The organism is Pseudarthrobacter sp. NCCP-2145 (assembly GCF_023708005.1).
GTDB classification, from domain to species: domain Bacteria; phylum Actinomycetota; class Actinomycetes; order Actinomycetales; family Micrococcaceae; genus Arthrobacter; species Arthrobacter oxydans.
In genome coordinates this window covers 1-22,833 of sequence record NZ_BRCG01000008.1, presented here as the reverse complement: position 1 = coordinate 22,833, position 22,833 = coordinate 1, and the positions used below count along the sequence as shown (strand labels likewise).

Here is a 22,833-nt window from a genome sequence, read left to right as displayed (position 1 = left end):
CATCTGCTGCTACCTAGTTGGGCGACCAGCCCCGGTTTCGCAGTGCCGAACGGACTTTGGCGACGGCGGGCCGCGCCTCGTTCTCCATGTGCCGCTTCGAGATCCTCACAAGCAGCCAGCCTGCCCGGGCAAAGTCCTCTTCACGGGCAATATCGCGGACGATCTGAGCAGCCTCGGAATGCCCTTCGCCGTCGTACTCCACCGCTACTTTCTGTTCCGGATAGCTCAGGTCGGGTTGGCGGACGACGCCGGAACCCAACTCCCTGACCATGTTCAGCAGAGGTTCGGGCAATTCAGCATCTTCCAGCGCAAGCCGCAGCCTGGTTTCCTGCGCGGAGTCCGCCCCTACCCGGGACCGGTCAACCGCAACCCGGGCCTTCCTGATACCGGGCGTCCCCTTGTGCCGGTCGAGCATTTCCTCAAGATCCTCCCGGGTTGCATGGGGCTCGGACCTGCCCTCGAAGTCCGGCCGCGGAATCCGCAGCAGGTGATCGGCAACAACAGTCAGTTCTTCGATGCTCATCTTGCGGGAACAGTCCAACCAGGTCCTCACCCGGGAGGTGATCAGAAGGCCGTTATGGGTCACGACCTCGTCAGCAAAAAACTGGCCGCGGTGTCCCCGGACTCCGCTACGGCGCGGAATGGCTTTGGTGTCCGGCCTGGAGATGTGGGTAATGGGGTCGTCCTTACCAGGGAGGAACCCTGGGAAGGACCACAGCGTGAAGGCCGTCGCATGGGAGGCTGCAGAGAATCCGGTGACCAGTGTCAACGGCCGGACAATTGACTCCTGCTCAGGAAGCCGAGGGTGAAACGTCTGCCTGATCCCCCGGCTCGGTGTGTCCAGGGAATGGTGCCGCAGCCGCCCTACTGTAACTCCGGCGTCGGCCGCTTCCCGGAAAGTAAAAGCGCCGGATGGAAGCAGGTCTGGCATTGGCCGCGGAGTTCTCATGGCTCATCGTGGCAAATTTCCGCCCGGGACTGCCGAAGTTATCCACAGGAGCGCCCCCGCTCTCCAAGTAGGTAGCAGCAGATGTCGGTTTGGGCCCCTATTCCGACATCTGCTGCTACCTAGTTGGGTGGGGTGGAGGGGTCAGGCGGGGAGGTTCGAGGCGCCGGCGCGGTGTCCGGCGGCGAGGGAGGCCAGGGTGGACACCAGCAGGCGGCGCTCTACGACTTTGATGCGCTCGTGCAGGGTTTCCTCGGTGTCGGAGTCCTCGATGGCCACGGCCTCCTGGGCAATGATGGGGCCGGTATCCACCCCGGCGTCCGCCCAGTGCACGGTGCAGCCGGTGACCTTCACGCCGTAGGCCATGGCGTCCCGCACCCCGTGGGCGCCCGGGAAGGCCGGAAGCAGTGCCGGGTGCGTGTTCAGGTACTTGCCGTTGAAGGCATCGATGAACTCCGGGCTGACGATGCGCATGAACCCGGAGGAGACCACCACATCGGGCTGGAACCGGGCCACGGCGTCGGTCAGCGCGGCATTCCAGGCGGCCCGGTCCGGGTACGCCTTGAAGTCAACCACGAACGTCGGGATCCCTGCGGCCGCGGACCGTTCCACCCCGAAGGTGCCCGGACGGTCGGCACCCACAGCCGCGATTTCCACGTCCAGCTCCCCCGCCCTGACCGCATCAATGACAGCCTGGAGGTTGGACCCGGTACCGGAAACGAGGACTACGATGCGCACGGCTCTAGCTTATGGGCAGGCTCGCGTAGGCTGGAAAACATGAACACCTCCCCCGAACCGGCTGGGCAGCAGCGGACCAGGCCGCCGCTCAGCGAGGCAGCCAAAGCCTCGCTGTCCAAGACCCATACCCTGTTCCGGATGTTCGTCATCTCGGTGCTCGGCGCCTTCTTCGTCTACCAGCTGGACGTCAACCACCTCTGGCTGACCGGGATCCTCACGGCGGCCAGTGTGGCCCTGGGCATTGTCCTCCTGGTACGGGCCGCGAAGCTGAAGGAATCCAGGCTGGTCCTGATCGGCACCATCTCCGGCCTGGTGGTGTCCGCCATCATGGTGCTGCTGATCCTGGTCACCGCCGTGTTCTTCGACGAAGTGCGCCAGTACCAGGCGTGCATGGGACGGGCGCTCACGGACCAGGCGCAGTCGGCGTGCCGGGTCCAGCTGGAAAGCTCACTGCCCCGGCAGCTCCCCTAACCATCCTCGCGCAGATGCGGCAGTGCTGCCCCTAAGCCCGGGAAACCAGTTCCGCGTCCTCGACCGACGCCGCCTGCTCACGTTCCAGCCACGGCCCGGCCGCGTAACCGATCACGACGCCGACAGCCACTTCCGCAGCCAGCCACACCGCAGTCCAGAGCGGGTCCGGACCAATGTCCGTCAGGCGGCCGATTCCCGCCGAGCCGCGGGCCAGCCATGCCAGGCCGAAGGACAGGAGCCCGGCTGCCAGCCCAGCAAGGACCCCCAGCACCAGGGTCGAAACTGTAGCCGTGAACCAGCGGGCACGGACCTTGATGGAAAGCCACTCATCGAAGTGGTTTTCGCCTTCGCGCAGGAACCACCAGCCAGCCAGCACGCCCGCCAGCACCGGGACGATCAGGGCCACAAACGCGTAGTCCAGCGGCCCGGAGGGGATAGCGGCCAGCACCGGAATGGACGGCAGGGGTCCGACGGCGGTCCCCAGGGGCCCCACCTGTGAACCGATCCCCATGGCAAAGCCGGCGCCGGACGTCCAGGCCAGGGCGAAGACCGCAAGGTTGGGGAGGAACCCGAGCTGCGCAATGGTCAGGGCGGCACCCCCTACGGCGCCGGCGTCGAGCGCCTCATAGACGGCAACCACCAGGTTCCAGTGGATGAACAGGTCCACTGCCAGCAGCACGGCAGCCAGGGCCAGCGCTGAAACGGTGGCCACAAAGCCGGCCTTGCCGGCGGAAGCAAGGTAGGAGCCTGCCCACCGCGAATGCTGGCTGGTGCGGGAAATCCAGTCCACGGCGTCGACGCCAATGAGCCGGCTCCAGGAACCGGCCTCCCGCCGGGCGCCAATCACCATGCCGAGAGCGTAGGGAATAAGCGGGATCAGCATGGCGAACCAGGGATTGATGCCCACATCCGGGGTACGGCAGACGAAGCCGGTGGCTGTTCCGAAGGCGGCGTAGACAACCCATGAGCCGAGCAATGCCTGCCACAACTGGTCGGTGTAGGAAGCGCGGGCAAGGCGACGGCCGGCCCGCCACGCAAGGAGGAAAGGCAGCAAGGTAAGGCCCAGCGGAATCAGCGACAGAACGCCGGATTCCCCGTTGCCTGCGGCATCCGAACCTGCGGCGCTGAGTTCCAGCGGAACTCCGTGAACCAGCAGCCAGGACTGCCCCGCCAGCCGGGCCAGGACATCGAAGGAGCTGTTCTGGAAGCCGGCAGTGGCCCACACGGCGATGATCGGGGCGATCACCGCCAGCGCGGAAATGATGGCTGCCTGCGCCGTTTCGAGGGCACCCTGCAGCCATAAGGGCATGGGAAGGCCACGGTCTCCGGTCTGGTCAGCACGCATTTTCATCGTGCCCCATGGTGTCACGGCAGGGGCGTCCGGGCCGGGAACGACAGGCTCATCCGCTATATCGGCCGAAGTCCGGAGCACGCTGTTCCGGCGCTTTTCGGAGTGGTCCGCCGTAAAATTTAACTGTCCACAACGAGTGGATTGGAGGGAAGAAATGACTACCGCATCCCCACATGCACACGGCGTCCATTTTGGCCGGGCAGACGTCCAAAACGCCGGCATGGGAATGGGAATCCTTTTGATGCTGGTCGGTGTCCTGGGCTTCATCCCGGGTGTCACCACCCAATACAGCGAACTGATGTTCCTCGGACCGGCGTCGCAGGCCATGTTCCTGGGGCTGTTCCAGGTGTCCATGCTGCTTAACGTCGTGCAGCTGGCCATCGGTGCCACCGGCTGGGCCATGTCCCGGACTGAACACGGGGCACGGAACTTCCTCCTGGGGGCAGGCGGACTGTACATCGTCCTGGCCATTTTCGGGCTCATTGTCGGAGTCGATTCAGCGGCGAACTTCCTGGCCCTGAACATGATGGACAACTGGGCACACCTGGTCCTGGGCGTCGTAATGATTGTTGCCGGCTGGCTGTTTTCCAGGACGGCGGCCCGCAGGCCATAGCCCGGAATCCGTAAACCGGGAAACAGGAGCCGCGAATGAAGAAGAACCCTAAGTTCTGAAGATATTCGTCCTACTGGCTGGTGCAGTTTCCGCCGTACGCGGGGACTGCACCAGCGTTCAAGAAAGTTCCGCATGCACAACGACGCCGGGAGCCCGTCAGTGGACTCCCGGCGTCGCGTGCTGTGCGCTTGACTCAGCGGCTGTCCGTTCGAGGACGCCTCGGCGGCGCACCCAAACGTTGGCGGTGGAGCCTAGCGGCGCGCGTCCCGGTCCACGCCGTCCGCGTCAATGTGCTCCTTGCGGACTTCCTCGCTGACCGTGACGTCGTCCTGTACGACGTCCTTGTCCAGCCGGACCCGCTCCACCGGAACGGTTTCCTTCTCCACGACGGGGCGCTCCTCATGGAGGATGACCTCGTGCTCCTCTTCGCTGATGTCCGGGCCGCCCAGGGCGTCGCCCCGGTTCGCGTCGGTGATGGGCTCGCGCTCCAGGCGGACCTCTTCACGCTGCACGGGAACAGTCCTGGTGACGTTTTCCGTGGTGACGTACTTCCGCAGCCGTGCCCGTCCGGTGGTTTCACGCTCGGTGCCGACGTGGAGCCGTTCCTCCGAACGGGTCATGGCGTCGTCCGTAGTAGGACCGGACGTGTCGTGGCCCACCGCGTGGCGGTCGGTGGCGTCCTGGTCAAGGTCGTGGTCGCGGCCAATACCCGAGGTGGGGGTGCCGGCATTCAGGTCTGCATCGCCCTGGAAGTCGACATCCTTCCGGGTGTCCACGTCGTCATTGCGGGCGTCCGAGTAGGTGCGGGCGCCACGCTCGTAGTAGGTGTACAGGCGGTCTTCTTCCTCGGGGGTGAGGTGGCCGTCCACATCGACGCGCGGTGCGTCCTTGACGTGCTCCTTGGTGTAGGGAACCACCAGGTCGTCTCCCTGGCTGTGTGCTCCCTCGACGGGAATGAAGGACTGCGAGGTGCCGAAGAGGCCCGTCTTGACGGTGACCCAGGTGGGCTCCCCCGTGTCGTCGTCCGCGTAAAGCTGGCCGATGGAGCCGATCTTCTCGCCATCTGAACCGATGACATTGCCACCCTTGGTGAGCAGGTTTTCAATGTTTTCCCTGTTGAGCATGACGTCTCCTTGGATGTGTCGTTGCGCTGGGCTTTGCCAACAATGTGGATGTCCCGGCACCGGGAGTTCCCGCCGCTGGCCTCCGCCCCGTTGCTTGAGGCTCTGCGTTGGCTGCACTCCTACACTAAGCATGCTTAGCATCATATGCAAAGCCTACTTAGTAATTTTTTTGAGTTAGGGGTTCTGCTGTTCACGCATCCTTTCCCCCGACGTCATATCCAATCCCCCGCACGGCAACGCCGCCCGCCCACCGTAGTGGGGTGAGGATCGCAATTGTTGCTGAATCATTCCTGCCGCTGATGAACGGCGTGACGCATTCCATCCTGCGCGTGCTGGAGCACCTCGAGAACCGGGGCGACGACGTCCTGGTGATCGCGCCTTCCACGCTGGACGGGGAAGCGCCGGGCCATGTCCGGGGCGCGGAGGTCCTCCGGCTGCCGGCGGTGCCGCTGGCCGGCTACGCAAACGTTCGGGTGGCGATGGGCGGTGTGTACCGGGTCAAGCGCATCCTTGCCGACTACGCACCGGACGTTGTCCACCTCGCCTCGCCCTTCGTCCTTGGCTGGCGGGCGGCACAGGCGGCACACCAGCTGGGCATTCCCAGTGTGGCCATCTACCAGACCGAAGTCCCCAGCTACGCGGCGAGGTACGGCGTGCCATTCCTGGAAAACTGGGCCTGGAGCCGGGTTGAAAACATCCATCTACTCGCCACCCGCACCCTGGTGCCGTCCACGTTCGCGCTGAACCAGTTGCGCGGCCGCGGCATCCCCAGGGTGCAGATGTGGCGCCGCGGAGTGGATACGGCACGGTTCTCGCCGGAAAAGCGCGACGACGGCTGGCGGGCTTCCGCGGCTCCCGGCGGACAGCGGATCATCGGCTACGTGGGACGGCTGGCCGTGGAGAAACAGGTGGAGGACCTCGCTGCCCTGGCCGGGATTCCCAACACCAGGCTTGTGGTTGTTGGCGACGGACCCCAGCGGGCTGCCCTCGAAGAGGCCCTGCCCGACGCGGTTTTTGCCGGCTTCCTGGGCGGTGAGGAGCTGGCACGGGCCGTCGCATCCTTTGATCTCTTTGTGCACCCGGGTGAGTTTGAGACCTTCTGCCAGACAATCCAGGAGGCCATGGCATCGGGGGTTCCGGTGGTGGCCACCGGCCGGGGCGGGCCGCTCGATCTCGTGGAAAACTCACGGACAGGCTGGCTCTACGAACCAGGTGATCTGTCAGGCCTCCGCAGCCACGTCCTCGACCTGATGGGCGACGACGCCAAACGCCGCGCGTTCGCTGCCGCAGCCCACGCTTCCGTGCAGGACAGGACGTGGCCGGTGCTGTGCGGGGAGCTGGTCCGGCACTACGAACAAGTCATTGCAGCCGAACCGGCAAAGGCATCAACGGGCTTCCGGGCGGGGGCAGCTCAGTGAGAATTTCGGTGATCGGCTGCGGCTACCTTGGAGCCGTTCATGCGGCCACCCTCGCCTCCATGGGCCATACGGTGGCGGGGATCGACGTCGACCCCGGCAAAGTGGACGAGCTGGCACGGGGTGCCGCCCCGTTCCACGAACCAGGACTGGACGAACTCCTGCGGGACGGCCGGAGCACCGGCCGGCTCACCTTCTCCACCGACGCCGCCGGTGCGCAGGAGGCGCAGGTGCACTTCCTGTGCGTGGGCACCCCGCAGGACAAAATGTCCGACGCCGCCGATCTCACCTTCCTGGTCTCCGCCATCGAAACGCTGCTGCCGCACCTGGCCGCGGGCTCCGTCGTCGTGGGTAAATCCACGGTGCCCGTGGGCACGGTGGAGATGCTCCGTGGTGTCCTGGCCCGGCGGCCGGACGTGCTGCTGGGCTGGAACCCGGAGTTCCTCCGCCAGGGGACGGCGGTGAAGGACTCGCTGGTGCCGGACCGGCTGGTGTACGGCGTGGACGGCGGGCGCGGAGCCGCGTTCCATCCCCGCAGCGGCGCCCCGGTGGGGGTCACGGCGGCGCTGGACGCCGTCTACGAACCGCTTCTCCGGGCCGGCATACCCCGCCTGGTTTGCAACTTCGCCACGGCGGAGCTCATCAAGTCGGCGGCGAACGCCTACCTTGCCACCAAAGTGAGTTTCGTTAACGCGGTGGCCGGGCTGTGCGACGCGTCGGGAGCGGACGTGGCGGAGCTGGCCGAGGCCATGGGCATGGACCCGCGCATCGGCGGGCGGTACCTGCACGCCGGCCTGGGCTTCGGCGGCGGCTGCCTCCCCAAGGACATCCGCAGCTTCCGGACACAGGCCGCCCATGCAGGGGTCACGGCCCTGGACGACTGGATGCGGCTGGTGGATTCGGTCAACCAGGGCCAGCGTGAACGCACCGTTGCCCTGGCTGCGGACCTTTCCGGCGGCAGCGTTGCCGGCCGCTCCATCACTGTCCTGGGTGCATCCTTCAAGCCCGACACCGACGACATCCGGGACTCCCCCGCCCTGGACGTCGCCGACCGGCTCGCCGCCGCCGGGGCGCACGTGACCGTCACGGATCCCAAAGCGATAAACCACGCCTGGCGGCGTTACCCGCGCCTGCGGTTCGAGGCGTCAACGGAACGGGCGCTCGAGGGCGCCGAGCTGGTGCTGCTGCTTACCGAATGGGATGAATACCGCCGCCTCTGCCCCGCCGCTGCCGGCGCCCGGGTACGACGCCGGGTGGTGCTGGACGCACGCAACGCACTGGACACCGCGGCCTGGCAGGCCAACGGCTGGTCGGTGCGCGGCCTGGGCGCCGACAGCGCTGCGGCACACCCGCCCGTGCAGGCACCGGCTCCGCTCCTTTCCTGACAGCGCGCGCCAGGAAACCCGGTCAGCCCAGCAGCCCCAGCTCTTCAAAAGCGAGTGCCACGCCGTTGCCGGCCGGCCCGGCGGTGGTCCGGTCCGCGACGGCCAGCACCGCAGGGTGCCCGCCTTCCACGGCGATGCCCACACCCGCGTACTCCAGCATCTCGATGTCGTTGGCGCTGTCCCCAATGGCCACGATGTCCGCGCGGTCCAGGCCCAGGTGCTCCTCCACCACGCGGATGCCCACGGCCTTGTGCGTCCCGGCCATGAAGATCTCGCCGGCCCGGTCGCCCAGGGCGGAGAGGGAACTGGGGATCAGGCCCACCTGCGGCCCCAGCCCCGCCACCAGCTGCGTCAGCGGAACCGGGGAATCGAAGCAGGATATTTTGGCATAGGACGTGGAGCGGAGGTCGTCGCTGTACTGCATGGGCCCCAGGATGTCCTCCAGGGGATCAACATCGGTGCTGAGGACCCCGTCATGCTGCGGGCGCCCGGCGAAGATGGGGCCGAGCACCTCCCGCAGCCTCCGGTCCACGCCCGTCCGGCCGTGCAGTGCCTCGGGTGCTTCCAGGATGTAGGCGGCGCCATGCGCGTCCAACGTATCCACGATGAGCGCTGCCAGGTCCGGGGCGAAGCGGGTGTCCTTCAGGACTTTTCCCCCAAGCTCCACCCGGGCACCGGCGCCGGTGATGCTGCCGTCGAAGCCGGCATCCAGGATGTGCGTTGGGACCATGGACAGCGGCCGCCCGGTGCAGACGAAAACCAGGTGTCCCAGCTGGCGTGCTGTCCGGACCGCGTCGACGTGCGCGGCAGGCGCCAGTCCGTGGTCGGCGTAGGTGCCGTCGATGTCGAGGAAGATGGCACGCGGCCGGACGGTCTGCTGGCTGCGCATGCCGGGACTCCTTGGTTTGTGGCGGGGACAGTCAATCCTATCGAAGCGTTCCCCGTTGCCCGGGCGGGGTTTGCCGGCACTGGAGAAAGTGGTGCACTCCTGCCGGGAAAACTGACAGTCATCCCGTGATAATCAAACTCTTGCAGAGCAGTAAGCACGCTGATTGAATTATGGAACCGGAAATGGGGGCCCGGCACAACTTACTGACAAGGAGTGACAACATGGGCATTCTCGGATTTCTCATTTTGGGCCTGATCGCCGGAGCCATTGCGAAGGCTATCCTGCCCGGCCGCCAAGGCGGAGGCTGGGTGGTCACCCTGGTCCTCGGCGTTGTCGGTGCAATCCTGGGCGGCTGGATCGGTTCGCTGATCTTCGGCGGCGGGCTGGCCGAATTCTTCGATATCCGCACCTGGCTGCTGGCAATTCTCGGTTCAATCATCGTGCTGCTGGTTTATGGCGCAGTCACTAACCGCAGCTCCCGCCGGGCATAGCGGCTCCTTTATTCAGACAACCCGAAAAGCGCTGTCCCCCATGCGGGGACAGCGCTTTTGCGTTTGCAGGACAGGGACCGCCAACGGGCCGAAGAAGTCTGCGCGGAACCGGTTCCCGGCAGCTGGTCACATTTCGGCTCCCGCGCTCTATGATGTCCGAGGGGGGTGGTGTCTTGGCTGATTCTTGGAACCACAGCACGAGTGCGCCAGCACAGACTTTCGGGGCCGTTCTTGATGCAAGCCCGGACGCGCTGCTGGCCATAGCCGCGGATGGCAGCATCGTTCTGGTCAACGCCGCAGCCGGGAGGCTGTTCGGCTATAGGCCCGGTGACCTCACCGGACGGGACCACCGCTCACTCCTCGCTGAAGGCTTCCGCGGCGAAGCGGACCAGCTTTTCGCCCGGCTTCGCGCCCTCCCCGGGGACCACCCGCCGCCCCGGGAAATTTACGGGCTGCACAGCGACGGAACGGAATTCCCCGCCGAAGCAACGGGATCACTCTTGCCGTGGGATGCCGCACCGCTTTTCCCTCCGGCGTCTCCGGGGAACGAGGCACCTCCGCGGACTCCGGACGGGAAGCAGGGGCCAGACGACGGCAGCCGCGCGCATCCGCTGCTCCTGCTCTCGGTCCGGGGCACTTCCCACCGCCAGGCCGCGGACGCCGACCTGCGGGAAGCGATGTCCCTGCTGACCGCGACGCTGGAATCCACCGCGGACGGCATCCTGGTGATGAGCTCCGAGGGCAGGGTGGCCGGTTTCAATGACCAGTTCCTCACCATGTGGGGCATTCCGCCGGCACTCATGGAGGGGGACAGCGAAGAGCCCGTCCTGCGGCTCGTCATCTCACAGGTGGCGGATCCTGCGGGCTTCCTGGCGCGGATCAGCGCGCTGGAGGAAGACCAGGCAGCAGAAAGCCATGATGTCCTGGACTTCGCGGACGGGCGCACCTTTGAACGGTATTCGCGGCCGCAGCGGGTGGGCGAAAGAATTGTTGGGCGGGTATGGAGTTTCCGGGACGTCACGCCGCGGCGCCAGGCCCAGGAGCAGGCCCACCAGGCCATGTTGGACCTGGCGGCGCAGGCCGAGAAGCTCCGGGCCATGGCGTTCCAGGACCCGCTGACGGGGCTTGCCAACCGCGCCGTGTTCAACGACGCCCTGGCTGGTGCCTTGCGGGAACCGCGGCTCAAGGCCGTTGACGTGCTCCTCCTGGACCTGGATGACTTCAAGGAAGTCAATGACATCCTTGGCCACCAGGCCGGCGACGACATGCTGGTTGAGGTGGCCCGGAGGCTTCGTGGCTGCGCCCCCACGGCCGATGTTGTGGCCCGCCTCGGCGGAGACGAGTTTGTGGTGCTCCTGACCGCCTGCCCGGACGCGGATGCGATCGCCGAGTGCATCGTCCGGTGCCTCCACGTCCCCGTCACCATCCAGGGCACGGTCCTGCGGCCCAGCCTCAGCCTGGGACTCGCATCCCTGGGCCGGGACAGCGTGGGCGCCTCAGAGCTGCTCCGGCAGGCGGACATCTCGATGTACGCGGCAAAGGCCGCCGGCAAGAACCGGTTCCTGCGGTTCCATCCGGACATGATGACGGCCCTGGTGCAGCGGACCCATATGGAAGCCGGCCTGCAGCTGGCCGTGGCCCGGGGCGAAATCACGGTGGATTTCCAGCCGATCGTTTCGCACCGCATGGGGCAGGTGGTCACGTTCGAGGCGCTCGCCCGGTGGGACAGGGACGGCGGGCGCGTCCCGCCGTCGGTCTTCATTCCGCTGGCCGAACGCACGGGGCTGATCAACGAGATCGGTGCTGAAGTGATGGCGCTGGGCATGGTGCAGCTGGCACCGTGGCTGAGCGAGGATCCTTCGCGGTCGCTGGCCGTGAACGTCTCGGGAGTACAGCTGCAGGACCCACTGTTTGCGCACACGGTCCTCCGGCTGGCGGAGGCCAGCGGCGTGGCCGCCTACCAGCTGGTCCTTGAGGTTACCGAGAGCGTGTTTTTCGACGCCGACTGCAGCCTCATCAAACAGCTCAGCACGCTGCGGGATGAGGGAGCCAGGGTTGCCTTGGACGACTTCGGCACCGGCTACTCCTCACTGGGCAGGCTGCAGGACCTGCCGGTGGACACGGTGAAGATCGACAAGACCTTCATCTCCATGGTGCGCACCGGCACGGAGCGGCTACCCATCCTCAGTTCCATGATCAACATGGCCCACAGCCTGGGATTGACCGTCACCGCGGAAGGCGTGGAAACGGCGGCGCAGGCGGACTACCTGGCGGCCCTGGATTGCGATTCGCTGCAGGGATACCTGTTTTCGCTGCCGCAGCCGGGCCGTCGGCTGGCAAACGCGCTGCAGCAGGCGGAGGAAGCCCTTACTGCGCTGAAGGAACGGTAGGAAGGACGACGACGGCGCGAGCCGGCTAAGCGGCCTGCTTGCGGCCTGCCTGCTTCGCGGATTTCTTCGGCTGGGATGCTGCGGGTGCGGGCGGCGCTGCGTGCCGGACTGCCGGTTCTTCGCCTGCATGCTCGGGCACCACCTGCTGGGCCACTGTCTGTGCTTCCGCCGGCCCTGCTTCTGCTGCATGCTCGGGCACCACCTGCCGGGCCACTGAATACTCGTCTTCCGGGTGCCCGGCGTAGGCCATCCGGGCGTCGCGGTTGCGGCGCCAGCGGCGGAGCAGGTCGGCGGCGGCCACGATGCCTGCCAGCGGGGTGAGGACCGCAGCGGTGTAGACAAACAGCATCCAGGTCAGGGTGGTCAGCGGGGGCTGGTTGTTGTGCAGGAGGGACAGCCCGCCCAGGAGTCCCACGGCCCAGAACAGCAGCACGGCGGTAAGGACTGCAGCGGCCGGAAAATACTGGTTGCTCACGATCTTTTTCAGGGTTTCCATGCACTTTCCTCCTGCCTGGCCGGGGCACGGCAACAGCCGCTCACCACAAGTATGGGGCTCAGGATCGGCCAAACCGTGCAAGACGCCTCGGCGAGTGATGAACGTAACTGGGGCGGCCGTCGTCGTCCGCTGTTGCAGGGATCTTCCGCTGGCTCAAGGGGCCCACTAGCGTGAGGCGTGTCCGCTCACAAAGCCCTCCAGGAGGTCCCCATGCGCAAAGTCACCGCCGGCCTGTTCCACTCCGTGGACGGCGTGGTGTCCGATCCCTACAAGTTCCAGTTCGACAGCTTTGACGACGAGCTGGGAGCCGGCCTGACCACCATGATGGACACCGTGGACACGGTGGTGCTGGGCCGGGTGAGCTATCAGGAGTGGGCCGGGTACTGGCCCACCGCATCCGTGGACGAGGACTTTGCCGCCTTCATCAACCCGGTGGAGAAGTTCGTGGCATCGCGCACCCTGGCGGAACCTCTCGAATGGCAGAACTCGCGCCTGATGGACGCCCCGCTGGAGGAATTTACGGCAGCGCTCAAGGAGCGTGAGGGCGGCGAAATTGCCGTGTGCGGCAGCATCTCGGTCACGCGGCAGCTGCTGTTCGCCGGCCTGCTGGATTCCCTGACGCTCATGACCCATCCGGTGGTGGCGGGGAGCGGCCGGCGCCTCTTCCAGGACGGCGACCCCTGCACCCGTCTGGTCCTGCTGGACCAGTCCCGGACCAGCAAGGGCAACGTGATCACCACCTACGGGCGGCTTGGGGCGTAGGGCCCTACACACTGTCCCGCGACTGTGACAGGGTTTGGATATGGGTGAAGACATTATTGATCCTGATGACGAGGCCGTGCCCGGCACCGGTGTCAATGACCATGCCTGGGAGCGGGAACACCGGCATCCCACCCCCGAACAGGCCCGATCGATCGGATACCGCCGCAGGGACGCCGAGGCAAAACTTGAGCAGCACCAGCAGGAGGCCCGGGAAAAGGCTGAACACGCGGAGGAACAGGACGCCCGGGACAAGGACACCAAAGAAGAGGGCGGCTAAGGACCTTCAGGTCCAGCGCCTTAGGATTCAGCGCTGCGCGGCAAGGGCCTGTCCGACGGCGGCGATGTCGGCAGGCGCCGTGCGGCAGCATCCGCCGATGATGCGGGCGTCGTGGTCCAGCCACGTGGCGACGCCGGCGGCGGGGTCCACGGGGTGTGCGTCCCGGTTTCCCTCTCCGGGTGCCGTGGTTGGGCCCCAGGTTTTGGTGACGGGATCATAGGTTTCGCCTGAGTTGGGGTAGGCAACCAGCGGTTTGGCCGTCGCGCTCTGGAGGGCGGCGAGCGCGGGGGTGACCAGGTGCAGCGGCACGCAGTTCACACCGATCGCTGCCACCAGGGGGTTAGCGTCAAGGAGCCCTGCCACTGCCGTGAGCGGCGTGCCGTCGCTGATATGGGCGCCGTCCCGCAGGGAGAAGGAGAACCAGGATTCGGCGCCGAACTCGTCCATGAGTGCCGCCAGCGCCTCGGCTTCGGCGAACGACGGGAGCGTCTCGCAGGCCAGGAAGTCCGCACCGGCAGCGACGAGCGCAGCGACCCTTGGCCGGTGGAAGTCCATGAACTCCTCTTTCCGCAGCGTGTAGTCGCCGCGGTATTCCGAGCCATCTGCCAGGTAGGCGCCATAGGGACCAACAGACCCGGCGATGAGCAGTGCGCCCGCGCCCGGGGTGGCAGCCAAGTGGGCGCGGCGGGCCTCGTCCGCCAGCCGGACCGACAACGCCACCAGTTCCAGGGCATCCTGCCCGCTCATCCCCCGCCGCGCGAAGCCCTGCGGCGTTGCCTGGTAGCTGGCGGTGGTGGCAATCCGGGCACCGGCGGAGAAGTAGTCGCGGTGGACGTCCCTGATCAGGTGCGGATTTTCGACAAGCACTTTGGCGGACCACAGGGGATCGTCGAGGTTGCAGCCGCGGGCCTCGAGTTCCGTGGCCAGGGCGCCGTCGGTCACGAGGTGTTCCCCGGATTCCAGCAAGGACGAGAGCTGCACGGTCGAACGCATACTAGTCATAATACGCATTTACTTATGCTTGTAATGATTATTTCTCTATGTCACGATGGCTGGCAGCCGTCACCCGGCAAAGGAAAGAGGCAAGGTTCTTGGACGTTCAACTTCACCCGGTACGCAAGCTGCGCGTGCACTGGCCCATCAGCGGCACCACCTTCGGGCAACTGTCCAAGGGCGAGCCGGACGCCTTCCGGGATGACCCGGGGATCGCGCACCTGCTGCAGGCCCTGGCTGAATTCCGGGAACTCGGCGACTTCGGCAACTACAAACACGTGTTTGAGTCCAGCCTGGGTTTCGAGGGCTTCACTACTGCCGAGGGCGCCAACCCCACCCTGGGACGCGTGGGTGAGCAGACCCTCTCGCCAACCTTCGTTTTCACCACCTATTTCGACGCCTCACTGGAGGACACCGCCGTCGAGCGTTTCATGCGCCACCTCGTGGACATCCATCCCTGGGAAGTCCCGGTCATCGAAGTGACCGGCCCCATCAGCGTCTCCAGTACCGCACTGGCCCCATTGGCAGAAGCACCCATGGCAGAAGGAGCAGCCGCATCATGACGGACACCAGCACCACGTCGCTCTGGGAGGGACTGCAGTCCGTGATCGCGGGCCGGCGGTTCGTGGACCTTACACACGCCTTCCACCCGGGCCAGCCGCACTTCGCCGCTTTTCCGGATGAGCAGCGCGAAGCCCTCTTCGACCTGGACAAAGGTGACGGCTTCACCGCCCACCGCTATACGATCGTGGGCCAGTGGGGAACCCACGTGGACCCGCCCTCGCATTTCATCCGCGGCGGCAGGACGCTGGACCAGATTCCGGTGGAGGAGATGATCCTTCCGCTGGTGGTCCTGGACATCAGCCAGCGGGTGGCGGGCAACCCGGACGCCACACCCACCCTGCAGGACGTGCAGGACTGGGAGATCCGGAACGGCACCGTCCCACCGGGTTCCTTTGTGGCCCTTCGTACGGGCTGGAGCCGCCGCTGGCCCGATCCGGAGGCAATGGCCAACCGGGACAGCGAAGGCCTGAGCCACACGCCCGGCTGGTCCCGGGAAGTGCTCTCCTTCCTGGTTGACCAGCGCGCCGTGGCCGCCGTCGGCCACGAGCAGACGGACACGGACCCGGGCCTGGCCACCTCCCGGCAGGACTTCAGCCTGGAAACATATGTCCTGGAACAGGGCCGCTGGCAGATCGAACTGATGGCCAGCCTGGACGGACTCCCGGAATCCGGTGCCGCCGTCGTCGCTTCCTGGCCAAAACCCCAGGGCGGCAGCGGCTTCCCGGCGCGGGTGTTTGCCATCTGCTGAGCGGGCGGCCAGGCCCTGCCCCTCCATTAGACTCGTCACCATGCCAAAAACCTCCAGCATGGGCCGCGGAATCATGGCCCTCTTTGCTGTGGGCGCCCGCCATGCAGCGGGACATCCCGGCGGCACGGTGGCGGACATCGCCGCCGATCTTGGCAAGGACCGCAGCCAGGTCTCACGCAACCTCCGCGGCGCCGAAAAGGAGGGTTTCCTCCGGAAGGCCGGCCAGCGCACCTACAGCCTGGACTGGTCCGTCCTCACCGACGCCCAGCTGCTGACCGAACGCCGCCTGCAGTCGGACGGCGCCACCGCCCTGGACACGCTGGCCGCAGGAACGGACGAAGCCTGCTTCCTGGGGGTCCTTCACGGGGACAGCACAGTGACCATCGGCGAAAGCGTCCCGGCCAGCAGCAACCTGGTGGGCTCCTGGCTGGGCCGGCCCTATCCCGCTTACTGCAGCGACGCCGGCCAGGCCGTGCTGTGGGAGGCCTCGGAAGCGGAAGTGCGTACCGTCTTCGCGGACGTGCTTTTTGTGCGGCACGGCCCCAACACACCGGCCGACGTGGACGATTTCCTGGCACGGCGTGAAGCTGCCCGGAAGCGGGGTTACTCGATCGTGGATGAGGAGGCAGAACCGGGCCTCTATTCCCTGGCCGTCCCCGTCCGGGATTTCAAGGGCGACGTGGTGGCTGCGCTGCAGATCGTTGGCATCAAGGACCGCCTGGGACCGCGCCGGAAGGCATGCGCGGACGCACTGGTGGCCCAGGGAGCGTGGCTTGAGCAGCGGCTCGGGTACCGGCCGCTGGACTAGCGGGCGCCCGCGCGGGATCCGAGCCGTTCCGCCGCGCTGGTGAGCACAGCCGCCGCAGCCGCCGCATCCGGACCGATCCCGGCACGGCTGCCCAGCACACTCAGCGAGGCGAGGATGGCACCGCCGGCGTCGCGGACAGGAACCGCGAGTTCCACCACGTCGTGTTCGAATTCCTCGGCTGCGGTGATGAACCCGGCGCCACGGTCGCGGACCATGAGGTCCCAGACCCCATCGGTAGAGTGGGCGGCCCCCGGTCCCCCGATGCCGATGTAGTTCACGTCCTGCAGCAGGGAATCCAGTGCCGGCCGGTCAAGGTCCCACAGCAGCGCCCGGCCCGCGCCGGTGCACCAGGCCGGAGTCACCATGCCCGGCTTGACGAAGCTGCCGGGCACGGCGTCGTTGCTGGAGGCCCGGACCAGGGTCACGCGGTAGCCGTCCCGGACGGAGAGCCGCGCGCGCAGTCCCAGCGCCGCGACCAGCGCCTCAAGTTCGGTTCTTGCCTCCCGGACCCAGCCGGTGTTCAGTGCCGCGGCCAGGCTGAAGAAGCGCGGACCTGTCCGGAACGGCCCGCGGTCCACGCGCTCCAGCAGTCCGAGATCGCACAGTTCCTGCGCCAGGCGGGAGACGCGGCTCTGCTCCATGTCCAGCTCGACGGCCAGCTGTGAAACGCCCAGCAGCTGGCGGCCGAGCTTCTCCCTGTCAGCTACCAGCCGGACAATCCGGAGCCCCTGCGCCATTGACGACGCCTCAGCGGACGAATCCACGCTTATCTGCCCCTCCCGGCCGGTCACCACGCCCCATTGTTCCATGGGCAGCGCCCTCCCTGGGCGGGGCACGCATCATGCCGGAAAGGACGACGGCGCCCGCCCGGCAAGGTGCCCCAACGCACCTTGCCGGCAGCCGCCGTCGTCCGCTCCGTGCTTCCTGGTTACCTGGCAGTCACGGCCTTGCGGCCGTAGCGGAAGTGGAACCAGGCGTAGCAGGCAGCCACAAAGGGAATGCCGAAGTAGAGCGCGGCGGCCTGGGTGGGGTCCAGGGCGATGCCCACCAGGGAAACGACGCACAGCGAGAACGCCAGGATGGGCACCAGGGGGAAGAGCGGGGCCTTATAGGCGAGGGTGGAGACGTCGCCGCCGTTGCGGACGAACGCGCGGCGGTGGAAGAAGTGCGAGGCGGTGATGGACATCCAGACGCCCACCACGGCGAACCCGGCCACGGACACGAGCACCAGGTAGACGGTCTCCGGGGCCACCACGCTGCTGACCAGGGATGCCACCCCGCCCACCATGCTCACGGAGAGTGCGACCAGCGGGATGCCGCGGCGGGTCAGCTTCTTGAAGGCGCGTGGCGCGTGGCCTTCGTCGGCCAGGGAGTAGAGCATGCGGGCGCAGGAGAACAGTCCGCTGTTGCCGGCCGAGAGGAGTGCGGTGATGATGACGAAGTTCATGATGTCGGCGGCGAACGGGAGTCCGATTGCCGAGAAGACCGTCACGAACGGGCTTTCGTCCAGGCCCACCTCGCTGTACGGGATGGTGGCGGCGATGACGGCAATGGCCCCAACGAAGAAGATCAGCAGGCGGATCACCGTGGTGCGCAGGGCCTTGGGGATGCTGGTGGCCGGGTCCTTGGTTTCACCGGCAGCCACACCGATGAGTTCCGAGCCGGAGAAGGCGTAGAAGACGGCGAGCACGGTGACCAGGACACCGGTGAAGCCGTTGGGGAACAGACCGCCCTCGGTGGCGAAGTTCTCGAACAGGAAGGGGTGCTCGCCACCGCCGCCGAGCGGCCGGAAGCCGAACAGGGCCGCGCCGCCCAGGACGATCAGGCCGATGATCGCGGCGACCTTGACGATGGCGAACCAGAACTCGGACTCGCCGAAGAACTTGGAGGACACGGCGTTGAAGCCGAAGAGGACGGCCGCGAACACCAGGCACCAGACCCAGACCTCCACGTCCGGGAACCAGCGCTGCATGAGCAGGCCGGAGGCGGTGAACTCGGAGCCGATGGCCACGGCCCAGCACAACCAGTACAGCCAGGCGGTGGCGAATCCCGTGGCGGGGCCGATGGAGCGGGCGGCGTAGATGTGGAACGCACCGGACACCGGGTAGGCAATGGCGAGTTCGCCGAGGCACGCCATCACCAGGTACACCACGAAGGCGCCGATGAGGTAGGCGATGACCGCACCCAGCGGTCCGGCCTGGGAGATGGTGTAGCCGGAGCTGAGGAACAGGCCGGAGCCGATCACGCCGCCCATGGCGATCATCACCAGGTGGCGCGGACCCATGGACCGGCGGAGTCCGGAGTCCGCCACTGGCCTGGCCGGCTGGGCATCCAGCTTCACGTCTGTTGTGGGTTCCACGGGCGTCTCCAAGGGTCGGACTCAGCAATGGGAGCGCGCGCAGTCTCCAGGTCCCGGTCCTTAGCGACGAAGAAATGCGCGGCGGCAGTGTTGAAAGTAGCACGACAGCCGAATTTTAGTCATTAAATGCATGAAGTCATGTTTATATTGCACGCTGTTACGCGGGTGCCGGTGGCGTAAGCGTCACGTCCAGGGAGCCGGGTCGGTAGCGCCCTCCGGAGTGGAGGGATGCCGTCCTGTTGATGCCGGGGCAGGGCCAGGCGGCAATCCGGTGAAGTGTGCGCCCTGGAGCACCTCGTAGGCCGCCTCCCTTAGGCTGAGGCCTTTTCCGCCTTCCCACGCAAGGCCGAAGCGGATCGGGCCGGCTTCATTGCGCGCTCTGGTAATGACGGATGCAATGTGATGCTGTTCGGCGGGGTAAAGCGGTAGTCCACGGTCAGTGCGGTAGCTGTCAGTGGCCGCCAGCAGGCGGATGGCCCGCTCGACGCGGTGCCGGCTGACGTAGACGTCGGCAATTTGTTCCAAAATACCTGCAACCTGGCCCTGCGCATCGAGCTCAAGCGCCGCGGTGACTGCCTCGACGAGCAAGCGCTCCGCGACGCCATTGTCGCCGGCCTGCTGTGTGCTTTCGGCCAGGTTGGTCAGGGCAATTCCGAGCAACCATCGATCCCCAAGCGGGCGGGAAAGCTCGACGCTCGCATGGCGCAGTTCCAGGGCCCGGGCATGGTCGCCAGCGTAGTACGCCAGGATGCTCAGGAGAATCAAAGCACCAACCCTTGTGCGCGGGGTGGCACGGGGCATCGACAATACTCCTGCGGCGAGCCGCTGGGCGCTGGCGGCGTCGTCACGCTCCATCGCCTGGACCGCCAGGCACATCCTGGCCCACGCAACGCCTTGGTCATTGCCGGCGTCGTGGAACGCCTGAAGCGCTCGGGAATGAAGCCTCGACGCCTGGTCACCGCGGCCGAGCATCCAGCACAACGTGGCCGTTCCGCTAAGGGCGGGACCCTGCAGCGCCAGCGGAGCGTTGGGGGTGCCGTCGAGCAGCTTCAGGGCGATCCCGCACTGTTCCGCCACGTCGCCCGTCAGCTCCCAGTAATGCCAGAGTTGCCCCACCAGGCCCAGCGCCACGTCCTTGGAGCCGTCGGGTCCGGCTGCCCACAACAGTGCCGCGCGCAAATCCGGCTCGTCAGCCTTCAGTAACCGGAAAGCGTCCACCTGGTCCGGGCCCCACAAAACTGGGCCTACGGCCTCGGCCAAGGCAAGGTAGTGCCCGGCATGCCGCCGGCGCACCTTGTGTTGCTCAGGCATCAGCGCCAGCCGGTCACGGGCAAACTCCCGGATGGATTGCAGCAGCGACACGCGGCGCCGTCCGGCCTGGTCGGTGTAGCGCCGCAGCAGGCTGTGGTCCGCGAGCGCGGACAGCAGTTCTTCCGTGGGGGGCGCGCCAGAGGGAAGGGAGCCGCGCACAGCCTCAATGGCTGCCATGGTTGGATCGTTGGCGAAAACACCCAGTTGGCCGAAGAGTTCGCGTTCTGCGTCAGCAAGTAGCTGGTAACTCCACTCGATCGTGGCAGTGAGGGTTTGCTGCCGGTCCGGAAGGTCCGGGAAGGTGCCCCGCAACGTGGCAAGGCTGACCTCCAAGTCAGCGAGGAGATCGTGCTCGGTAAGGTGCCGCAGCTGGGCCGCAGCCAATTCAATGGCCAACGGCAGCCCGTCCAGGCGGTGGCACAGGCGTGTTAGTACAGCGGCGTTTCCGTGGTCTACCGAAAGGCGGGGGCGGACCGTCCGGCCCCGGTTCAAGAGCAGCTTCATTGCTGGCACCTCCTGAAGCCGACGGAGAGGCAGGGGCGGGTCCAGGGGTGGCAGCTCCAGTGGAGCAAGTTCGAATTCGTACTCGGGACGCAACCCAAGCCGCCTCCGGCTGGTGGTGAGGATCCGGAGTTCAGGGGCTGCAGTGAGCAACTCCAGCACCACAGGCCATGCGTCCACCAGGTGCTCGAAGTTGTCCAGGACCAGCAGCAGGCGGCGGGCATGGAGAAATCGGGAGGCGATCTTCAGCGGGTCCTGGCCTGCGGGCGCCTCCAGTCCGAGTGCCGCTGTAATGGCACCAGGCACCTGCTCAACGTGGGTAAGCGGGGACAGATTGACCCAGCCCGCGCCGTCGGGCATGCGCTCGCCCAAACGTGCGGCCGCCGCCATCGCGAGGCGGGTCTTCCCTGCCCCGCCCGCCCCCGTGACGGTGACCAGCCGGCATCCCTCCGAACGGTAGAGCGAACATATCTCTCCCAGTTCTGTATCCCGGCCCACCATAGGGGTGAGTGGGGCGGGCACGTTGTCGAGGCGCTGCCTGGCACGGCGGTCGTCATTGATGACTGGCGGCCCAATGGAGGCATCCTGGCGCAGCACCAGTGCTTCCAGCTCCCGCAGGCGCGTCCCGGGATCAATGCCCAGCTCCGCAGCAAAGGCTTTCCGGGCCGCACGGCAAGCGGCGAGGGCGTCTGCCTGCCGGTCGGAGCGGTACAAGGCAAGCACCAGGGACGCCCACAAGCGTTCCCGGAAGGGATGCTGCGATACCAGCCGCTGCACCTCCCCCACCACGTTGGCGTGGCGGCCCAGTGCCAGTTCAACATCGAGGAGGTCCTGGTAAGCGTCAAGCCGGGCCTCCTCCACCGCTTCGAGGTCCGGCGCCAGAACCTCGACGTCGGCCAGGTCCGGAAAGGCAGGGCACACGAACAAATCCAGGGCCTGGCGCAGGCTCACCGCGCCGCCGGCGAGTTCGCCCGCCTCCACTGCGCGCTCGCCGGAGGCAAGGTGTGCGCGGAACTGCAGCAGGTCGAGTTCGTCGTCTTCAACTGCCAGGAGGTAGCCGCCCGGCCTGCTGGCCAGGCGGTGCGAGGCAACCCCTTTGCGGCGGTTGGGTTCAAGCAGGTTCCGCAGGTTCGCGACGTACACCTGCAGTTGCGGGCCCGGACGCGCGGGCGGGTGACCGTCCCAGATGACCTCAGCCAGGAAGTCGGCTGCTACAACCGAGTTCGCCCGCAGAGCCAGGCATTCGAGGACAATACGCAGGCTGTGGCTGCTGACTGGAACCGGGACGCCGTCAGCAATCACCTGTAATGGGCCCAGGGCCCTGATCCACAGTGCGCTCATCGGCGAGCACCCCTCACTGACCGGCCTCGGAAGCGGGCTGTGCCCTATCCCGTGGCGTTTATCGACCAGCGACCCCTAGCCCCCGCCCTGTCCTAATGCGCCCCGAGGAGCGGCATCACCCCCATCATGCTCCCAGGCCCGTGCTGGATCCAGAGTTAGCCGTTGGATTAAGGCTCCGTTAAGCCCTTGGGGCCACCGTTGAGCCACTCACACTGAGTACACCTGAAAGGAAGATCGAATGAAAACCACAATTGCGCGCACACTGGCCCCGGCTGCCCTGGCCGCAGCAGCGCTCGTCGCACCTGCACAGTCGGCATTTGCAGCTCCCGCAGTCCCTGGACCTGTCGATCCCAATCCCATTACGGCCGTCTGTTCAGGATCCCCCGACTTTGAGGTCACCCTCACACCTACCGGGAAGGGCGGATTCATTAGTTTGCCTGGTGGCAGGTTCATTACCACGTCACCCAACCTGAGAGTCACGGTCAGCGGTCCTACCGGCAAATCGGTGACGTATGTAGCGACCGGTGCCAACCGAATCGAGAGCGCATCAGATGATGGACTCTTCATCACGGCGACAGGCAGGAACGTCATAACGGTGCCTGAAGCAAATGGACATGATGCGGGCGTGTACGTTACAAGCGGCACAGTCAGCTGGACCCTCAACAGTGATTTCTCCGAACGAGGCGGGATGTTCACGGGCAGTGGACAGGCGACAAATATCTGCCCACTTGTTGCTCCCTAATACGAAGGTGATGGCTGTCAGGCTGCGGTAGCGGGGGTTATGGTGACGTTGAAGCCGAGGTTGTTGAGCTTTTTGATGGCGTTGTTTTTGGCTTTGATCGGGTCCAGACGGGTGAAGT

At 66.4% G+C, this 22,833-nt stretch carries 22 protein-coding genes and 1 pseudogene; 13 read left to right on the top strand and 10 right to left on the bottom strand.

The genetic code is table 11. The annotated features are described in order from the left end of the window. Positions 1-13 precede the first annotated feature (13 nt). Together NFU08_RS08715 and purN are read right to left on the bottom strand one after the other, a co-directional pair. A complete protein-coding gene (locus tag NFU08_RS08715) occupies positions 14-523 on the bottom strand; it encodes a hypothetical protein (protein WP_251422307.1) in 510 nt (169 codons plus the stop codon). 567 nt (positions 524-1,090) lie between these two features. After that, positions 1,091-1,684 carry a phosphoribosylglycinamide formyltransferase gene (purN, locus tag NFU08_RS08710; RefSeq protein ID WP_251422304.1) on the bottom strand — a complete coding sequence of 198 codons (594 nt, stop codon included), beginning with the start codon at positions 1,682-1,684 and terminating at the stop codon, positions 1,091-1,093. Positions 1,685-1,723: 39 nt separating this feature from the next. Between purN and NFU08_RS08705 the strand changes: the two genes are divergently transcribed. Beyond that, entirely contained in the window at positions 1,724-2,155 is a 432-nt protein-coding gene (locus NFU08_RS08705) for a hypothetical protein (protein ID WP_251422301.1), read from the top strand. A 31-nt stretch (positions 2,156-2,186) separates the two neighbouring features. Here the strand turns inward: NFU08_RS08705 and NFU08_RS08700 are convergent, their stop codons facing one another. Further along, positions 2,187-3,506 carry a DUF6350 family protein gene (locus NFU08_RS08700; RefSeq protein WP_251422298.1) on the bottom strand — a complete coding sequence of 440 codons (1,320 nt, stop codon included), beginning with the start codon at positions 3,504-3,506 and terminating at the stop codon, positions 2,187-2,189. A gap of 154 nt (positions 3,507-3,660) precedes the next feature. Between NFU08_RS08700 and NFU08_RS08695 the strand changes: the two genes are divergently transcribed. After that, a complete protein-coding gene (locus tag NFU08_RS08695; RefSeq protein WP_251422296.1) occupies positions 3,661-4,119 on the top strand; it encodes a DUF4383 domain-containing protein in 459 nt (152 codons plus the stop codon). A gap of 251 nt (positions 4,120-4,370) precedes the next feature. On the opposite strand, the gene NFU08_RS08690 is transcribed toward NFU08_RS08695, so the two are convergent. Beyond that, entirely contained in the window at positions 4,371-5,243 is an 873-nt protein-coding gene (locus NFU08_RS08690; RefSeq protein ID WP_251422293.1) for a PRC and DUF2382 domain-containing protein, read from the bottom strand. A gap of 260 nt (positions 5,244-5,503) precedes the next feature. On the opposite strand from NFU08_RS08690, the gene NFU08_RS08685 reads away from it, so the two are divergent. Together NFU08_RS08685 and NFU08_RS08680 are read left to right on the top strand one after the other, a co-directional pair. Beyond that, positions 5,504-6,661 carry a glycosyltransferase family 1 protein gene (locus NFU08_RS08685; protein ID WP_251422290.1) on the top strand — a complete coding sequence of 386 codons (1,158 nt, stop codon included), beginning with the start codon at positions 5,504-5,506 and terminating at the stop codon, positions 6,659-6,661. Then, positions 6,658-8,043, top strand: a complete 1,386-nt coding sequence (locus tag NFU08_RS08680; protein WP_251422287.1) for a UDP-glucose/GDP-mannose dehydrogenase family protein — start codon at positions 6,658-6,660, stop codon at positions 8,041-8,043. The genes NFU08_RS08685 and NFU08_RS08680 overlap by 4 nt, the downstream gene beginning before the upstream one ends. Before the next feature lie 22 nt (positions 8,044-8,065). Here NFU08_RS08680 and NFU08_RS08675 read toward each other — a convergent pair whose 3' ends face one another. Beyond that, complete coding sequence (locus NFU08_RS08675; RefSeq protein ID WP_251422285.1) at positions 8,066-8,932, bottom strand: HAD family hydrolase; 867 nt, start codon at positions 8,930-8,932, stop codon at positions 8,066-8,068. 221 nt (positions 8,933-9,153) lie between these two features. Between NFU08_RS08675 and NFU08_RS08670 the strand changes: the two genes are divergently transcribed. Both NFU08_RS08670 and NFU08_RS08665 read left to right on the top strand, forming a co-directional pair. Next, positions 9,154-9,423 (top strand): GlsB/YeaQ/YmgE family stress response membrane protein, encoded by a 270-nt coding sequence (locus NFU08_RS08670; protein WP_174175383.1) that lies wholly within the window; start codon positions 9,154-9,156, stop codon positions 9,421-9,423. Between the two features lie 173 nt (positions 9,424-9,596). Continuing rightward, positions 9,597-11,813, top strand: a complete 2,217-nt coding sequence (locus tag NFU08_RS08665) for an EAL domain-containing protein (RefSeq protein ID WP_251422282.1) — start codon at positions 9,597-9,599, stop codon at positions 11,811-11,813. Between the two features lie 25 nt (positions 11,814-11,838). On the opposite strand, the gene NFU08_RS08660 is transcribed toward NFU08_RS08665, so the two are convergent. Next, on the bottom strand, positions 11,839-12,309 hold the full coding sequence (locus NFU08_RS08660; RefSeq protein ID WP_174175381.1) for a hypothetical protein: 471 nt from the start codon (positions 12,307-12,309) through the stop codon (positions 11,839-11,841). 210 nt (positions 12,310-12,519) lie between these two features. Between NFU08_RS08660 and NFU08_RS08655 the strand changes: the two genes are divergently transcribed. Then, positions 12,520-13,071 carry a dihydrofolate reductase family protein gene (locus tag NFU08_RS08655; RefSeq protein WP_174175379.1) on the top strand — a complete coding sequence of 184 codons (552 nt, stop codon included), beginning with the start codon at positions 12,520-12,522 and terminating at the stop codon, positions 13,069-13,071. A gap of 40 nt (positions 13,072-13,111) precedes the next feature. Then, positions 13,112-13,348 (top strand): hypothetical protein, encoded by a 237-nt coding sequence (locus NFU08_RS08650; RefSeq protein ID WP_174175377.1) that lies wholly within the window; start codon positions 13,112-13,114, stop codon positions 13,346-13,348. A 27-nt stretch (positions 13,349-13,375) separates the two neighbouring features. On the opposite strand, the gene mmuM is transcribed toward NFU08_RS08650, so the two are convergent. Then, on the bottom strand, positions 13,376-14,341 hold the full coding sequence (gene mmuM, locus NFU08_RS08645) for a homocysteine S-methyltransferase (RefSeq protein ID WP_397425532.1): 966 nt from the start codon (positions 14,339-14,341) through the stop codon (positions 13,376-13,378). Positions 14,342-14,439: 98 nt separating this feature from the next. Here mmuM and NFU08_RS08640 point away from each other — a divergent pair, with 98 nt between their 5' ends. Genes NFU08_RS08640 through NFU08_RS08630 form a run of 3 tightly spaced genes read left to right on the top strand, consistent with a single transcriptional unit; the run spans position 14,440 to position 16,461 of the window. Continuing rightward, complete coding sequence (locus NFU08_RS08640) at positions 14,440-14,904, top strand: hypothetical protein (RefSeq protein WP_251422276.1); 465 nt, start codon at positions 14,440-14,442, stop codon at positions 14,902-14,904. Next, positions 14,901-15,653: a cyclase family protein gene (locus NFU08_RS08635; protein ID WP_251422273.1), complete on the top strand. Its 753-nt coding sequence runs from the start codon at positions 14,901-14,903 to the stop codon at positions 15,651-15,653. The genes NFU08_RS08640 and NFU08_RS08635 overlap by 4 nt, the downstream gene beginning before the upstream one ends. A gap of 40 nt (positions 15,654-15,693) precedes the next feature. After that, positions 15,694-16,461: an IclR family transcriptional regulator gene (locus NFU08_RS08630; RefSeq protein WP_251422270.1), complete on the top strand. Its 768-nt coding sequence runs from the start codon at positions 15,694-15,696 to the stop codon at positions 16,459-16,461. Here the strand turns inward: NFU08_RS08630 and NFU08_RS08625 are convergent. The 3 genes from NFU08_RS08625 to NFU08_RS08615 form a co-directional block, all read right to left on the bottom strand. Then, entirely contained in the window at positions 16,458-17,225 is a 768-nt protein-coding gene (locus tag NFU08_RS08625) for an IclR family transcriptional regulator (RefSeq protein WP_174175657.1), read from the bottom strand. The genes NFU08_RS08630 and NFU08_RS08625 overlap by 4 nt on opposite strands. A 164-nt stretch (positions 17,226-17,389) precedes the next feature. Next, positions 17,390-18,820: an amino acid permease gene (locus NFU08_RS08620; protein WP_251422267.1), complete on the bottom strand. Its 1,431-nt coding sequence runs from the start codon at positions 18,818-18,820 to the stop codon at positions 17,390-17,392. Between the two features lie 183 nt (positions 18,821-19,003). Beyond that, on the bottom strand, positions 19,004-21,973 hold the full coding sequence (locus NFU08_RS08615) for a BTAD domain-containing putative transcriptional regulator (protein WP_251422264.1): 2,970 nt from the start codon (positions 21,971-21,973) through the stop codon (positions 19,004-19,006). A 238-nt stretch (positions 21,974-22,211) separates the two neighbouring features. Between NFU08_RS08615 and NFU08_RS08610 the strand changes: the two genes are divergently transcribed. Together NFU08_RS08610 and NFU08_RS21000 are read left to right on the top strand one after the other, a co-directional pair. Next, on the top strand, positions 22,212-22,715 hold the full coding sequence (locus tag NFU08_RS08610; RefSeq protein ID WP_174175367.1) for a hypothetical protein: 504 nt from the start codon (positions 22,212-22,214) through the stop codon (positions 22,713-22,715). A gap of 33 nt (positions 22,716-22,748) precedes the next feature. Next, positions 22,749-22,833, top strand: a pseudogene (locus NFU08_RS21000) (hypothetical protein); the annotation flags it as partial.

What these genes read in the sequence shown, in the direction of transcription:
- NFU08_RS08715 (WP_251422307.1), bottom strand. Translation starts at nt 523, where the DNA reads ATGAGCATCGAAGAACTGACTGTTGTTGCCGATCACCTGCTGCGGATT.
- NFU08_RS08705 (WP_251422301.1), top strand. Translation starts at nt 1,724, where the DNA reads ATGAACACCTCCCCCGAACCGGCTGGGCAGCAGCGGACCAGGCCGCCG.
- NFU08_RS08615 (WP_251422264.1), bottom strand. Translation starts at nt 21,973, where the DNA reads ATGAGCGCACTGTGGATCAGGGCCCTGGGCCCATTACAGGTGATTGCT.
- NFU08_RS08610 (WP_174175367.1), top strand. Translation starts at nt 22,212, where the DNA reads ATGAAAACCACAATTGCGCGCACACTGGCCCCGGCTGCCCTGGCCGCA.
- NFU08_RS08650 (WP_174175377.1), top strand. Translation starts at nt 13,112, where the DNA reads ATGGGTGAAGACATTATTGATCCTGATGACGAGGCCGTGCCCGGCACC.
- NFU08_RS08695 (WP_251422296.1), top strand. Translation starts at nt 3,661, where the DNA reads ATGACTACCGCATCCCCACATGCACACGGCGTCCATTTTGGCCGGGCA.
- NFU08_RS08675 (WP_251422285.1), bottom strand. Translation starts at nt 8,932, where the DNA reads ATGCGCAGCCAGCAGACCGTCCGGCCGCGTGCCATCTTCCTCGACATC.
- NFU08_RS08700 (WP_251422298.1), bottom strand. Translation starts at nt 3,506, where the DNA reads ATGAAAATGCGTGCTGACCAGACCGGAGACCGTGGCCTTCCCATGCCC.
- mmuM (WP_397425532.1), bottom strand. Translation starts at nt 14,341, where the DNA reads ATGCGTTCGACCGTGCAGCTCTCGTCCTTGCTGGAATCCGGGGAACAC.
- NFU08_RS08635 (WP_251422273.1), top strand. Translation starts at nt 14,901, where the DNA reads ATGACGGACACCAGCACCACGTCGCTCTGGGAGGGACTGCAGTCCGTG.
- NFU08_RS08670 (WP_174175383.1), top strand. Translation starts at nt 9,154, where the DNA reads ATGGGCATTCTCGGATTTCTCATTTTGGGCCTGATCGCCGGAGCCATT.
- NFU08_RS08690 (WP_251422293.1), bottom strand. Translation starts at nt 5,243, where the DNA reads ATGCTCAACAGGGAAAACATTGAAAACCTGCTCACCAAGGGTGGCAAT.
- NFU08_RS08660 (WP_174175381.1), bottom strand. Translation starts at nt 12,309, where the DNA reads ATGGAAACCCTGAAAAAGATCGTGAGCAACCAGTATTTTCCGGCCGCT.
- NFU08_RS08630 (WP_251422270.1), top strand. Translation starts at nt 15,694, where the DNA reads ATGCCAAAAACCTCCAGCATGGGCCGCGGAATCATGGCCCTCTTTGCT.
- NFU08_RS08655 (WP_174175379.1), top strand. Translation starts at nt 12,520, where the DNA reads ATGCGCAAAGTCACCGCCGGCCTGTTCCACTCCGTGGACGGCGTGGTG.